The 13,014-nt window shown below is 43.0% G+C and carries 13 protein-coding genes; 8 read left to right on the top strand and 5 right to left on the bottom strand.

Translation table 11 applies throughout. The features are described from left to right. Positions 1–210 (bottom strand): HU family DNA-binding protein (locus B4033_RS05455; protein ID WP_286832583.1); only part of this gene is annotated, 210 nt, incomplete at its 3' end. Positions 211–367: 157 nt separating this feature from the next. Beyond that, positions 368–847 (bottom strand): phasin family protein, encoded by a 480-nt coding sequence (locus tag B4033_RS05450; RefSeq protein ID WP_286832582.1) that lies wholly within the window; start codon positions 845–847, stop codon positions 368–370. Between the two features lie 203 nt (positions 848–1,050). Here B4033_RS05450 and B4033_RS05445 point away from each other — a divergent pair, with 203 nt between their 5' ends. From B4033_RS05445 to fdx, 8 genes are all read left to right on the top strand, one after another. Beyond that, on the top strand, positions 1,051–1,695 hold the full coding sequence (locus tag B4033_RS05445) for a hypothetical protein (protein WP_004812747.1): 645 nt from the start codon (positions 1,051–1,053) through the stop codon (positions 1,693–1,695). Between the two features lie 115 nt (positions 1,696–1,810). Further along, complete coding sequence (locus B4033_RS05440; RefSeq protein WP_004812744.1) at positions 1,811–2,284, top strand: Rrf2 family transcriptional regulator; 474 nt, start codon at positions 1,811–1,813, stop codon at positions 2,282–2,284. A gap of 1 nt (position 2,285) precedes the next feature. Next, positions 2,286–3,503 (top strand): IscS subfamily cysteine desulfurase, encoded by a 1,218-nt coding sequence (locus B4033_RS05435; protein ID WP_004812743.1) that lies wholly within the window; start codon positions 2,286–2,288, stop codon positions 3,501–3,503. 103 nt (positions 3,504–3,606) lie between these two features. Further along, positions 3,607–3,993, top strand: a complete 387-nt coding sequence (gene iscU, locus B4033_RS05430) for a Fe-S cluster assembly scaffold IscU (protein WP_004812740.1) — start codon at positions 3,607–3,609, stop codon at positions 3,991–3,993. A 41-nt stretch (positions 3,994–4,034) separates the two neighbouring features. Continuing rightward, the gene (iscA, locus tag B4033_RS05425) at positions 4,035–4,355 is read left to right on the top strand and encodes an iron-sulfur cluster assembly protein IscA (protein WP_004812739.1); all 321 of its coding nucleotides are present in this window, start codon (positions 4,035–4,037) and stop codon (positions 4,353–4,355) included. A gap of 135 nt (positions 4,356–4,490) precedes the next feature. Further along, a complete protein-coding gene (hscB, locus tag B4033_RS05420; protein WP_286832579.1) occupies positions 4,491–5,006 on the top strand; it encodes a Fe-S protein assembly co-chaperone HscB in 516 nt (171 codons plus the stop codon). 40 nt (positions 5,007–5,046) lie between these two features. Continuing rightward, the gene (hscA, locus tag B4033_RS05415; RefSeq protein ID WP_286832577.1) at positions 5,047–6,906 is read left to right on the top strand and encodes a Fe-S protein assembly chaperone HscA; all 1,860 of its coding nucleotides are present in this window, start codon (positions 5,047–5,049) and stop codon (positions 6,904–6,906) included. A 15-nt stretch (positions 6,907–6,921) separates the two neighbouring features. Next, the gene (gene fdx / locus B4033_RS05410) at positions 6,922–7,260 is read left to right on the top strand and encodes an ISC system 2Fe-2S type ferredoxin (protein ID WP_286832574.1); all 339 of its coding nucleotides are present in this window, start codon (positions 6,922–6,924) and stop codon (positions 7,258–7,260) included. Between the two features lie 72 nt (positions 7,261–7,332). On the opposite strand, the gene B4033_RS05405 is transcribed toward fdx, so the two are convergent. The 3 genes from B4033_RS05405 to mfd form a co-directional block, all read right to left on the bottom strand. Further along, positions 7,333–8,880, bottom strand: a complete 1,548-nt coding sequence (locus B4033_RS05405) for an adenylate/guanylate cyclase domain-containing protein (protein WP_286832573.1) — start codon at positions 8,878–8,880, stop codon at positions 7,333–7,335. A 58-nt stretch (positions 8,881–8,938) separates the two neighbouring features. Next, positions 8,939–9,373: an HIT domain-containing protein gene (locus B4033_RS05400; protein WP_004894486.1), complete on the bottom strand. Its 435-nt coding sequence runs from the start codon at positions 9,371–9,373 to the stop codon at positions 8,939–8,941. Positions 9,374–9,614: 241 nt separating this feature from the next. Continuing rightward, positions 9,615–13,014 (bottom strand): transcription-repair coupling factor (gene mfd, locus B4033_RS05395; protein WP_286832570.1); only part of this gene is annotated, 3,400 nt, incomplete at its 5' end.

Genomic DNA, 13,014 nt, shown 5'->3' with positions numbered 1-13,014 from the left:
TTCTAAAGCTGCACCAGTTTGCGGGTTACGGCCTGTACGAGCCGCACGCTCTTTAACATTGAATGTACCAAAACCAACAAGTGTAACAGTATCACCAGATTTAAGTGCTTCAGTAATTGAAGCAATTGTTGCATCTAAGGCTTTACCTGCATCAGTCTTAGACAATCCCCCTTTCTCTGCAATTGCATCGATTAATTCTGATTTATTCATGAAAATTACGTCCTCTTAATATCGTTTATTTAAGGTCCAAGAATTTGTTTAAATTGCCATAGCGACTTTATAACAATGGTTTAGGGCTAAACGCAATACTCTTCGACCTCTTTTTTTTTAAAAAATAAGCGAAAAAAACATTGAATAATAAATAAAGTCACTTTCGTTGTGATTTTTTAGACAATTCATCCTGTATTTTCCCCTGTTCTTCCATCAACTGATCGACTTTAGCATGCAGCTGCAGGATCAGTTTTTCTAGATGCTGTACGTCCTTCAGCGTCACTAATCCTATACGATTCAAGGAATGATGAACAGAGTGATCAATTAATTTTTCAACTTTATCTTTGGTATCTGTGACAGACTCTTTGGCCTTTTCTGAGACTTTTTCGACAGTTTGGTCGGCAATGTCAGTCGTTTTGGATTCTAGCTCTTCTCCCACCTTGACCAAAGAGTCGAATAATTTATTGCCTTCTTCTTCGGCACGAGAGAATGCACCCAGTCCAGCCAGCCAGATTTGTTTGGTATATTTTCGAAAGTCGAGGACCGACTTACGCTCTGATCCTAATCTCGACTTAGCTTTTGATATTTTTTGTTCTGTTTCCGGAATTGCATCCAGTGCCGCTTCAGATTTGTCCATGTGCACGCCTCCTGATTATTTTCTATGCAAATTTTATATAGAAATCTACAAAATTACAGCATATTACCAAATTTAATACTTGCCAGTTTTGCTAAACTGTTCTACAAAGCAATTTATTTCATGTTTTAAGTTTAATCCCTGAAATATCAATTAGGCAGGATGTTTTATATTTCAAATTTTTCAGGAAAGGATTGGTTGTATCTATGAGCGAATCGCAGCAAAGTCAAAAGCAGCCGCACTTATTGCTGACAATGACTTTAATTGTTTTAGAAACAATTTTCACTTTTATTCTAAAACATGATCGCGTTGTTGCATTACAAGCTAAAAAGTTTATTGATGAAAATATCGCTATTAAGATTAATAGTTATATTCCTTATTTCGACTTTTATGTGCAGTTTACCGATAAGGGTCTGCTATTTGACCATAAAGCGCCAAATAAGATCATTGACCTTGATGTGCGTACTAATCTATCCGATCTGATCAAAATCTTTATTTTTGGTAATCGTCGCAGTATTAAGGCTATGCGTATTGATGGCAATCAGATCCTGAAAGACGAATTCCGTGATCTGCTGACCCTGTTTGCCCTGCCGAAACTGCTTGCTGACTGGAAACAGTGGCTGTATGAACCAAGAGACGAGTCTGAAGTCGTTACTTCACGTAATCGTCTGGCCCCACTTCTAGATAAAATTGACCAGCAACGTTCTAAAATTAACACCCTACAAGTAGAAGTTAAGCAGTATGAAAACCGGATTCGACGCATGCAACGTCGTCAGAAGCAAATTAATATAATCTTTGGTCTTATCACTGTAGGTTTAATTACGTTATTAGTATATAATTGGCTTGCTTAATAAAACCTTCTTTTTGGTACGATTTAACGTTTCACTTTGCATAATAAAAAAACTTGACTATTTTAGTCAGGATTCTTAAAATCAACACATCTAGTCTAACCATGTGTATCGAATCATGCGCTTAACCACTCGCGGTCGCTACGCAGTGACTGCTCTTCTTGATCTAGCTTTGCAGCCAACTGAACAAACGATCACGCTTGCTGAAATTGCAGCTCGTCAAACTATTTCCGTTGCCTATCTTGAGCAGTTATTTGCGAAACTAAAACGTCATGGCTTAGTTTCAAGTGTCCGTGGTGCCAATGGTGGTTATCATCTGGCGCGTAATGCTCAAGACATCACTGTGTTAGAAATCATTGAAGCTGTAAACGAAACTGTTGATGCTACTCGCTGCGACCATAAAGGCAACTGCCAGAATGGTGCGATGTGCTTGACTCACGATTTATGGCAGGAACTCTCCCACCACATTGCCGATTATCTCGCAAAAATCTCGCTTGCTGACCTCGTAGCACGTGACAACGTTCAAACCGTTTCACTTCGCCAAAATTCAGCATCTTTTGATTCAGCTCTTTTATCGGTTACAGGTATTTGACATGAAACGTCCGATTTATCTTGACTATGCAGCAACCACTCCTGTAGACCCTCAAGTTGCAGAACGCATGATGGAATGCTTAACTTTCGAAGGTACCTTCGGTAATGCTGCATCTCGTTCACATGCATACGGCTGGCAAGCGGAAGAAAAAGTTGAATACGCACGTGAACAGGTCGCTAACCTTATCAAAGCTGACCCACGTGAAATCGTATGGACTTCTGGTGCGACTGAATCTGACAACCTTGCCCTAAAAGGTGTAGCTCAGTTCTATGCATCTAAAGGTAAGCACATCATTACGTCTAAAATTGAACATAAAGCAATTTTGGATACATGCCGTGAGCTGGAGTCTGAAGGCTTTGAAATTACTTACCTGGAACCACAACCAAAAACTGGTTTAATTACACCAGACATGGTTGAAGCTGCAATTCGTCCAGATACCATTCTTGTTTCCCTGATGATGGTAAACAACGAAATTGGTACCGTAACGGATGTTGCTGCAATTGGTGAAATCACTCGTGCCAAGAAAATTTTCTTCCACGTAGATGCTGCACAGGCTGCAGGTAAAGTTGAAATTGACCTTTCTCAACTGAAAGTCGACCTGATGAGCTTCTCTGCACACAAAATCTATGGTCCTAAAGGCATCGGTGCCCTGTTCGTACGTCGTAGCCCACGTGTACGCCTGAAAGCACAAATGCATGGTGGCGGTCACGAACGTGGCATGCGTTCTGGTACGCTTGCGACTCACCAGATCGTAGGTATGGGTGAAGCATTCGAACTTGCAGGTAAAAACTTGCATTCTGAACAAGCGCGTTTACGTGTACTTCGTGACAAACTTTGGAATGGTTTACGTGACCTTGAACAGGTATTCCTGAATGGCCACGAAACTTATAACGTTGCGAACTACCTAAACGTGAGCTTCAACTTTGTTGAAGGTGAATCACTAATGATGGCTCTGAAAGATGCAGCAGTATCTTCAGGTTCAGCATGTACCTCTGCAACACTAGAACCGTCTTATGTTCTACGTGCATTGGGCCTATCAGACGAACTTGCACACAGCTCAATCCGCTTTAGCTTTGGTAAATACACCACTGAAGAAGATATTGATCATGTACTTGAAGTCACTAAAGCTGCTGTTGAGAAGTTACGTGAACTTTCTCCGCTTTGGGATATGTACAAAGAAGGTATCGACCTTTCTACAGTTGAATGGGCTGAACACTAATCTTGCATCAAAGATAACAGCATTTATGTTGTTATCTCATTGATAAAAGTTTTTTAATCCCCATATTTAATATTAGGCTGACCCCGAGGTTTGGAGAAGCAACATGGCTTATAGCGAAAAAGTAATCGACCATTACGAAAACCCACGTAACGTTGGTGTTTTAGATAAAAATGCAGAAAACGTAGGTACAGGCATGGTGGGTGCACCAGCATGTGGCGACGTGATGCGTCTTCAGATTCAAGTGAATGATGAAGGTGTGATCGAAGAAGCACGTTTTAAAACTTATGGCTGTGGTTCAGCAATTGCCTCTAGCTCACTGGTAACCGAGTGGCTAAAAGGTAAAACTCTGGACGAAGCTCAAGCGATCAAGAATATTGATATTGCAACTGAACTTGCTCTTCCTCCAGTAAAAGTACACTGTTCTGTACTTGCTGAAGATGCCATTAAAGCTGCTGTAGAAGATTATCGTAGCAAAAAAGTGAAAGCTTAATTGCTGACGTGTATTTTTGAAGAAAGATTAACGGAGTTTTCATGATCCATTTAACTGAAAATGCTGCAACTCATATCAGCAATTACCTGAAAAATCGTGGTAAGGGTGAAGGCATTCGCGTTGGTGTGAAAACTTCAGGCTGTTCTGGTCTGGCTTATGTGCTTGAATTTGTCGATGACGCTGATACACATGATGAAGTATTCGAACAGTTTGGTGTTAAAGTTTTCGTTGACCCGAAAAGCCTGGTTTATCTCGAAGGTATGGAGATGGACTACGTAAAAAATGGTCTGAATGAAGGCTTCGAATTTAACAACCCGAACAAGAAAGGTGAATGTGGCTGCGGTGAATCCTTCACTGTATAAGGCTTAATCATTAGCGTACATTTATCCTTGCATCATTAAAACAGTGTCCTCTACACTGTTTTAATTGCATTTAGGCAGTAGTTTTTAGCTATACATTGCAGTTAATTTGCATATTAATCGTGGATCCAATCTCCCATGAATCATTTTGAGTTGTTCAACCTCCCTGTCGCACTTGATATTGATTCAGCTGCTTTAAAAGCTGAATTTTTAAAGTTACAGCAACAATATCATCCAGATAAAGCTGCAGACAAAGACCAGGCCCTGATCAAATCAAGTGAAATCAATCAGGCATATAAGGTTTTGTCGGCCGTGGATAGTCGCGCTGCTTACTTACTTTCATTGAAAAAACAGGATTATCATCTGGATCATTCCATCAGTGATTTTGAGTTCCTGCAAGATGCGCTTGAAATTCGTGAGCAGCTTGATGATGCAGCTTCGGCAGAAGATTTATCTTCCTTGAAAGTTGAAGTTCAACAGTGGATTGATGGTCTGGTGCGTGAATTCAAAATAGATTATGAAGAGGAAGACTGGGCTGAGGCTCGCGATACTGTGCGTAAACTGCGCTTCTTTGTCAAAGTCATGGCCGATATCGATAAAGCGGAAGACCGTTTCCTCGATGACGACAGCTTTGACCTCGATGACGATTTTTAATTTCTCTCTTTAATATTTAACGTGCAAAGGATGTAACACTATGGCTCTCTTGCAGATTGCAGAACCAGGTCAATCAAGTGCACCGCATGAACACCGCATTGCGATTGGTATCGATTTAGGCACCACCCATTCTTTGGTCGCCACGGTTCTTTCAGGTAAAGCCAAAGTACTTAATGATGAACAAGGACGTGTGTTACTTCCTTCTATCGTTCATTATGCAGAGCAAAGCACTCAGTACGGCTATGAAGCTGCACCATTCATAATGACCGACCCAAAGAATACCATCGTTTCTGTAAAACGTTTTATGGGTCGTTCTCAAGCGGATATTAAATTCCAGCACCCGTATACCTTAGTGGGTGAAGCGAATGAAATGCCAGCATTTGAGACTGCTCAAGGTCGTAAAACACCCGTCGAAATTTCAGCACAAATCTTAAAACAGCTGAAAGACCGTGCAGAAGCAAGCTTGAAAAATGAGATTAATGGCGCTGTCATCACAGTTCCTGCATATTTTGATGAAGCGCAACGTCAGGCAACTCGTGATGCGGCACAATTGGCCGGTTTAAATATACTTCGTTTACTGAATGAACCTACTGCTGCTGCTGTAGCTTATGGTCTGGATCAGGAAACTAACCTCAGTACAGATCGCAACTATGTGATCTATGACCTAGGTGGTGGTACTTTTGACGTATCTATCCTGCGTTTCTCGCAAGGCGTATTCGAAGTATTAGCGACTGGTGGCCATACTGCTCTGGGTGGTGATGACCTGGATCGTCTGATTCTAAAATGGGCCAAGAAACAGCTGAATATTGAAACCCTCAATGATGCTGAATATGCACATTTCATTACAGCTGCGCGTAAAGCCAAAGAAGCGCTTTCTGATGCAGAGTCTGTAGAATTAAAACTGCTGGATCATGTCTTAACATTAGATCGTCCAACGTTTGAAGAAATCATTAAAGTTGCACTGGATAAAACGATTAGCGTTTGTAAACGTGTAATGCGTGATGCCAAACTGGAACTGGACGATATTCAAAATGTTGTTCTGGTAGGTGGTTCTACCCGCTCCTATGCCGTTCAGAAAGCAGTGCGTGAAGTGTTCAATCAAGAACCTCTATGTACCATCAATCCGGATGAAGTAGTTGCAATTGGTGCCTCGATTACTGCGAATCAATTGATTGGTAATTCAACCGACGGTTCATTATTATTAGACGTAACACCATTGTCTCTGGGTCTTGAAACCATGGGTGGTCTGGTAGAACGTCTGATTTCACGTAATACCGCGATTCCTGTGGCACGCCGTCAAGAATTCACCACCTATCAAGATGGTCAGAACTCGATGTTGATCCATGTAGTTCAGGGTGAACGTGATCTGGTGGAGCATTGCCGTAGCTTGGGTCGCTTCGTGCTCCACGGTATTCCCCCAATGACTGCAGGTCAGGCACGTATTGAAGTGACTTTCCAGGTGGATGCTGATGGTCTATTAACCGTAGCTGCGCAAGAAACCACATCTGGTGTTAAAGCACAGATTGATATCAAGCCATCTTATGGTTTATCGAGCGAAGATACAGAGCGTTTACTGCTTGAAGGTTATAAATTTGCTGAAGAAGACAAGAACCTGCGTCATCTTCAGGAAACCAAAGTTGAAGCACAACGTGAACTTGAAGCACTTACTCAGGCCCTGAAAATGGATGCGGCGTTGTTAAGTGAACAGCAGCTTACTGATCTGCAAGCTGCTCAAGCCAAGCTTGAACAGGAGCTGCAAGGTACAGATATCAAAGCGATTGAATCTGCCGTAGAACAGCTTAAAATACATAGTGATGCATTTGCAGCTGCTCGTATGAACCAGCATATCGATGCAGCACTGAAAGGTACTAAACTCGACGACTGGTCAAACTCAAACTAATTTAAGGTAAAGACTATGCCACGTATTAAAGTTCTTCCACATGCGCAAATTTGCCCTAAAGGTGCTGAGTTTGAAGTTGAACAAGATGCCAATTTATGTGAAAGCCTGCTAAATAACGGGATTAAGATTGAACATGCTTGCGATATGTCATGTGCATGTACCACATGTCACGTGATTGTGCGTCGTGGCTTTGACAGCCTGGAAGAAATGAATGATGTTGAAGCAGATTTGTTAGACCGTGCATGGGGCCTTGAGCCTGATTCACGTTTGTCTTGTCAGGTCAAAGTGGTGGACGAAGATCTGGAAGTTGAAATTCCGAAATACACCATCAACCATGCTTCAGAAAATCACTAAGCGATTTTCATAAAAAACCACGCTTGAGCGTGGTTTTTTTACATCTGATCTTTATGGCGATTGATTTTTGTCTTAACTCGCGCGACTGGTCTTTTTTTCTGATTGATCTGACCTGGTTTCATATTCCTGCTTCTCAGTCTCTTTTTCTAATACCACAGGTTCTGCTGTACTCGCTGGTAGATGTTCAATGACTTCATCTTCAAGTTTTAACTTTACAATACCTTGTGAATTGGTCATCTTCTGCTGGGTCTGAATCCGCTTGATCATATTTTCAAGCACATTGACCAGTTTAGGATATTCGTAGTTCTGTACTTCATCCAGATTAAGTAACAGATGGAAACCTTTATATTCGTAATCAAACCAGCGTTGATAATCAATTTTCTCTGAAGTAAATCGCTCCATTACCTGCCAAGTACATACTGGCTCTTTAATCCCCTTCAGGAATACTGGTTTTTTTCCTGCACAAAGATAGTCATTCTTGATAAGTGTATGGGTATCTTCAGAAATCAGGATTTCATCTACTTCAGCAGCACATTGTAATCGTGCTGCCAGGTTGGCATCCCGTCCCACAATCGTATAAGCCATACGGTGATTAGCGCCATAATTGCCAACGTGGCAATACCCCGTCGAAATACCCATACGGATATGTAGCGGTGGATAGCCCATTTTCACCCAGCGTTCACGCAGGATTTTCATCTGCTGACGCATGGCAATCGCCATATCCAGACAGTTTTTGGCATCCTGCTCAACACCATCAGAATGCGGATCACCGAAAAAGATCAGGATCGCATCACCCATGAATTTATCTACCGTGCCTTCATAGTGCTTGGCGATTTCTGTCATGTGACTGAGATAGTCATTCAGCAGGAAGGCCAAGTCATCTGGAATGAGCGTTTCAGAGAGTTCCGTGAAACCCTGGATATCGGAAAAAAATACAGTAAGTTTCTTACGCTTATATTCAATCTTGGCTTCAGACTCACCTTTCATAATTGATTGCCACAGCTGCAAGGGTGCATAACGGCTCAGCTGGTTGGCAAATTCCATATAACGGTTCATCTGATCATAATAATGATTCTTTTTCTGCGCCATATAACGTGCACGCGTGGTTTGATAGTAATTCCCTACACCAAAATAGGTCACCAGACAAAGGAAGCCCAAAACCGTCAACTCATTGCTGGTTGGCTGAAAATATTCACCAAAACCAAAGATAAAAATATTGCAGAAATAAAAAATGGCAATACCGATCAGGCTTGCCAATGAGAACGTCAAAAATGAAATTTTGTTACTGATTGCGGTATACAGCAATGCGACCAGTCCTAATAAAGACAGTACCAGACTCATATGCATTGCAGAAAGAATGACTGCAATTACAGCAATGTCGAGCACAAAGAAGACATTACGCTTGATACTAGTATTGTAGCGATAGATGAGCCAGCGCGACAGCTTCGGCAGAGCCAGTATAATCGCAAGAAAGAAAAACGGGATAAAAATCTGGTACTGCGTATCAGGCTCTGTATAGTGAAAAACGACGATGACCAGCGACAGCATGATATATCCCATCAGTCGATGGAAATATTCAAACTGTTTCGGCTCTTTATGTACCCAATCGTCTATTTGCACTCAGTTGCTCCTTGCAGCACTGTATAATTTACAGGCCTGATTGCAGCATGGGATCAGATTAATCCATACGCCAGTCGAATGGCATATCTCCCTGACCACGTAGAGCCAGCATTAACGTCTGACGCATATGAGCAAGAACTTCGCTGCTATAAGGAACCGCAGGTGTTCCCCACACTGGTTTTGGCCAAGCCACATCGTTCTGGTAACGAACCACATGATGAAAATGCAGCTGTGGAACCATATTACCTAATGCAGCCACGTTCATTTTGTCTGCACGGAATACACGCGCAAGCTGACTAGACAACCAGCTTGATTCACGCAGGAACTGTTCCTGGTCGGCCTGGCTAAGTTCATATAATTCTGTAATGCCCGGCACACGTGGAATCAGGATTAACCACGGAAATTGCATATCATTCATCAAACGACATGTTGATAAAGGAAAGTCGCCTACAAAAAACGTATCTTGAGCAAGTTGAGGATGCAAACTAAACATATCTTTATAAATGATGCAAAATTAGAATGATGGCTAATACTAACATATCCAGTGCTAGCTGAATATTGTGAGCAATCTGTTTAAATACAAATTTGGAGGATTTGTTATGAACTCGGTCACAACTCAGACTTTACCGAATCACACAAATTAATCAAGACTTTCTTTCCATTGAGGGGTGACTTCGCCATCGATTTAAACGAATGGTCAGAATTCCTTTTCTGACCCATTTTTTAAAACCTTTTTAATGCAGCTCTTTCAGCAGGCTATCCAGCAAATCGTTTAAAAACTGAATACGTTTCTGATAGTCTTCGAGCATGACCATGACTTTCAAACGTTGCCCGCCATTCATCCGGAAATAGGTCGGATGTTTCTGCATCATCTGGATAATACTCATGGCCTGCACTGGCGTATCCGGAGCAAATTCGATATGACCGCCCTGACCGCCAATGTCGATTTTGGTAATGCCCAGCTGTTCTGCTTTTAGACGAAGCTGATGTACTGCAAATAGCTGCTTCACTGGTTGTGGTGGAATACCAAAACGGTCAATCAGCTCCATACGGATATTGTCGAGTTTGTCTTGGGTATTGGTATTACTGATACGTTTATAGAACAGCAGACGCTGATGTACATCCCCCAGATAGTCATCCGGAATCAAGGCTGGCATATGCAGATTAATTTCTGCCGTTAAAGATAATGGTGCATCAAAGTTCGGTGTCTTGCCCTTTTGAATGGCTTTGGTGGCTTTTTCCAGCATTTCCATATATAGGCTATAACCTATCGCCTGCATCGAACCACTTTGCTGTTCACCCAAGAGTTCACCTGCACCCCGGATTTCCAGATCTTCGGTTGCCAGCATAAAACCCGCGCCCAGATTTGAAGCCCGTTGAATCGCATCCAGGCGTTTTTCAGCATCGCCTTTTAAACCTTTTATCGATGGAACCAAGAGATAAGCATACGCCTGGTGATGGGAACGACCAACACGCCCCCGCAACTGGTGCAACTGGGCCAGACCGAGCTTATCCGCACGTTCAATAATGATGGTATTGGCACTCGGCACATCGATTCCGGTTTCAATAATAGTCGAGCACACCAGAACATTGTATTCCTTGTGATAGAACTGCTGCATGACCTGCTCCAGCTCACGTTCACGCATCTGCCCATGGGCAACAATGACACGCGCTTCTGGTACCAGTTCACGTAGGCTTTCTGCAGCACGGTCAATGGTATCCACTTCGTTATGCAGGAAATAAACTTGACCGCCACGCAGCAATTCACGCAAAATCGCCTCTTTAATGGTGTCATTGGTCTGTTCCTGAACGAAGGTTTTTACTGCCAAACGACGTGCTGGTGGTGTCGCGATGATTGAAAGATCACGCATACCACTAAAAGCCATATTTAGGGTACGGGGAATTGGTGTTGCGGTCAGGGTCAACATATCCACATCAGCACGTAAAGCCTTAATACGCTCTTTGTCCCGCACCCCGAAACGGTGTTCTTCATCGACAATCATCAGGCCAAGATTGTTGAATTGGACATTTTCCTGCAAAATTTTATGCGTACCAATCACAATATCCACTTTGCCTTCTGCCAGGTCCTCAATCGTTTTAGTATGTGCCTTGGAAGAACCGAAACGTGACAACACTTCAATACGTACTGGCCAGTCCGCGAAGCGGTCTTTAAAGGATTCATAGTGCTGTTGTGCTAACAAAGTGGTTGGAACCAGAACTGCGACTTGACGGTTATTCTGCACTGCCACAAAGGCAGCGCGCATTGCGACCTCAGTTTTCCCAAAGCCTACATCACCACAAACCAGACGATCCATTGGTTTGGCCTGCTGCATGTCATATAAAGTTGCTTCAATGGCATTGGCTTGATCTAACGTTTCTTCATAGGCAAAGCCGCTAGCAAACTGCATATACAGGCTTTGATCCAGCTCAAAACTGATTCCGGGCTTGGATGAACGACGTGCCTGTATATCCAGTAATTCGGCTGCGACATCGTGAATCTGTTCCAGTGCCTTACGTTTTGCTTTGCTCCAGGCATCTGTTCCGAGCTTATGTAGTGGTGCCAGATCAGGATCACCACCACTATAACGGCTGATCAGATGCAGATTGGTGACTGGTACATAAACCTTGGCATCATCGGCATAATCCAGTTGCAGGAATTCATGGTCCTGATCGTCAATGCTCAAAGTAATCAGGCCGGCATAACGCCCTACACCATAATCAATATGTACAACTGGGGCACCAATGGTCAGCTCGGTCAGACTGCGAATCAGGAATTCTTCGGATACTTCCTGTTGACGCTTGCGACGGCGCTGTACCACCCGATGTTCATAGAGCTGGTTTTCCGAAATCACAGTGATACGATCAGTCAAAACCAGACCACGTTCTAAAGGTGCACTGGTAATGGCAATCGCATGTAATGATGCGACAAATGCATCAAAATTCTCAACAGTCGGGATATCCCCCAGACTTGGACGCAGTGCATCTTTTAGAGTTTCTCGGCGACCTGCACTTTCAGCCACGAGTAGAACAGGATGATTAGCTGCATCGATATATTTTTTAACTTCGATGAATGGCTTTTCCCGTTTCGGATCGACCGGCAGTCGTGGCGGTGTCTGAGTATCCAAATTTATCACACCCGCTTTTTCATCAAAAACATCTTGAGAAGCAATAATGCGACCAAACTGGTTCAATTGTTCCAGCACAAGATTAGTTTGGGTAAACAGCATTTCCGGAGGCAGAATTGGCTGATCCACATTATGACGGCGATCCTCATAACGACGTACCACCTCAGCCCAAAACTGGTTTAATGACTCTTCCAGACCGCGATCTGTAATGACAATGCCATTCTTTGGTAAGTATGAAGCCAAAGTGCTGTGAGCTTGCATCGCTTCTGCACTAAAGAAAAGCGGCATGTAAAACTCAATACCCGGCGAAGCAATACCATCCATGACATCTTGATACATCGGGTTTTTCTTGGGGTTTGCTGTCGGGAACAGCTCACCATAACGGTCCCGGAAAGTGGCGCGCCCTTCTTTCAGTGGAAATTCTTGTGCCGGTAATACGGTAAATTGTTCTAAAGTTTGCGTAGTGCGCTGGGTTTCCGGATCAAAAAATTTCAGCGTTTCAATTTCATCATCGAACAGGTCAATCCGGATCGGTGCATCCTGACCAGAGGCATAAATGTCCATGATGCTGCCGCGGACTGCAAATTCACCATGGTCATATACCGTATCAACCAGATGGTAACCCGCCTGAATCAGTTTTTTCTTTTGCTGTTCCAGATCAAGCTTTTGCCCGACACGAATATCAAAGTGTTCACCCAATACCCATGAGCTTGGTGCTACACGCTGTGCCAGCGTAGAAGCAGATAACAGCAACACCCCGGTTTGCGGCATATTGGACAGAATTGCCAGACGTTCAGAGACAATGTCCTGATGCGGAGACAGACGGTCATAAGGCAAAATTTCCCAGTCTGGAAATATAGTCGGCTTGATGCCATAAAATTCCAGTTCACTTTCCAGCTGACCAAGGTGCTGATTATTGCGGGCCACAATCACAAATAACTGTTTATGCTGCTTGGCAATTTCCTTCAGCAATAATGCTGTGGATGATCCCTGCAGGTTGCCTAACCAG

Origin of the sequence: Acinetobacter sp. UBA3132 (assembly GCF_002364825.1) — a bacterium.
GTDB classification, from domain to species: domain Bacteria; phylum Pseudomonadota; class Gammaproteobacteria; order Pseudomonadales; family Moraxellaceae; genus Acinetobacter; species Acinetobacter schindleri.
Note: the sequence above shows the minus strand (reverse complement) of the source record. Positions and strands in the feature narration are given on the sequence as shown.

Coding starts and splice junctions, on each gene's coding strand:
- B4033_RS05450 (WP_286832582.1), bottom strand. CDS start 847: ATGGACAAATCTGAAGCGGCACTGGATGCAATTCCGGAAACAGAACAA.
- B4033_RS05445 (WP_004812747.1), top strand. CDS start 1,051: ATGAGCGAATCGCAGCAAAGTCAAAAGCAGCCGCACTTATTGCTGACA.
- B4033_RS05440 (WP_004812744.1), top strand. CDS start 1,811: ATGCGCTTAACCACTCGCGGTCGCTACGCAGTGACTGCTCTTCTTGAT.
- B4033_RS05435 (WP_004812743.1), top strand. CDS start 2,286: ATGAAACGTCCGATTTATCTTGACTATGCAGCAACCACTCCTGTAGAC.
- iscU (WP_004812740.1), top strand. CDS start 3,607: ATGGCTTATAGCGAAAAAGTAATCGACCATTACGAAAACCCACGTAAC.
- iscA (WP_004812739.1), top strand. CDS start 4,035: ATGATCCATTTAACTGAAAATGCTGCAACTCATATCAGCAATTACCTG.
- hscB (WP_286832579.1), top strand. CDS start 4,491: ATGAATCATTTTGAGTTGTTCAACCTCCCTGTCGCACTTGATATTGAT.
- hscA (WP_286832577.1), top strand. CDS start 5,047: ATGGCTCTCTTGCAGATTGCAGAACCAGGTCAATCAAGTGCACCGCAT.
- fdx (WP_286832574.1), top strand. CDS start 6,922: ATGCCACGTATTAAAGTTCTTCCACATGCGCAAATTTGCCCTAAAGGT.
- B4033_RS05400 (WP_004894486.1), bottom strand. CDS start 9,373: ATGTTTAGTTTGCATCCTCAACTTGCTCAAGATACGTTTTTTGTAGGC.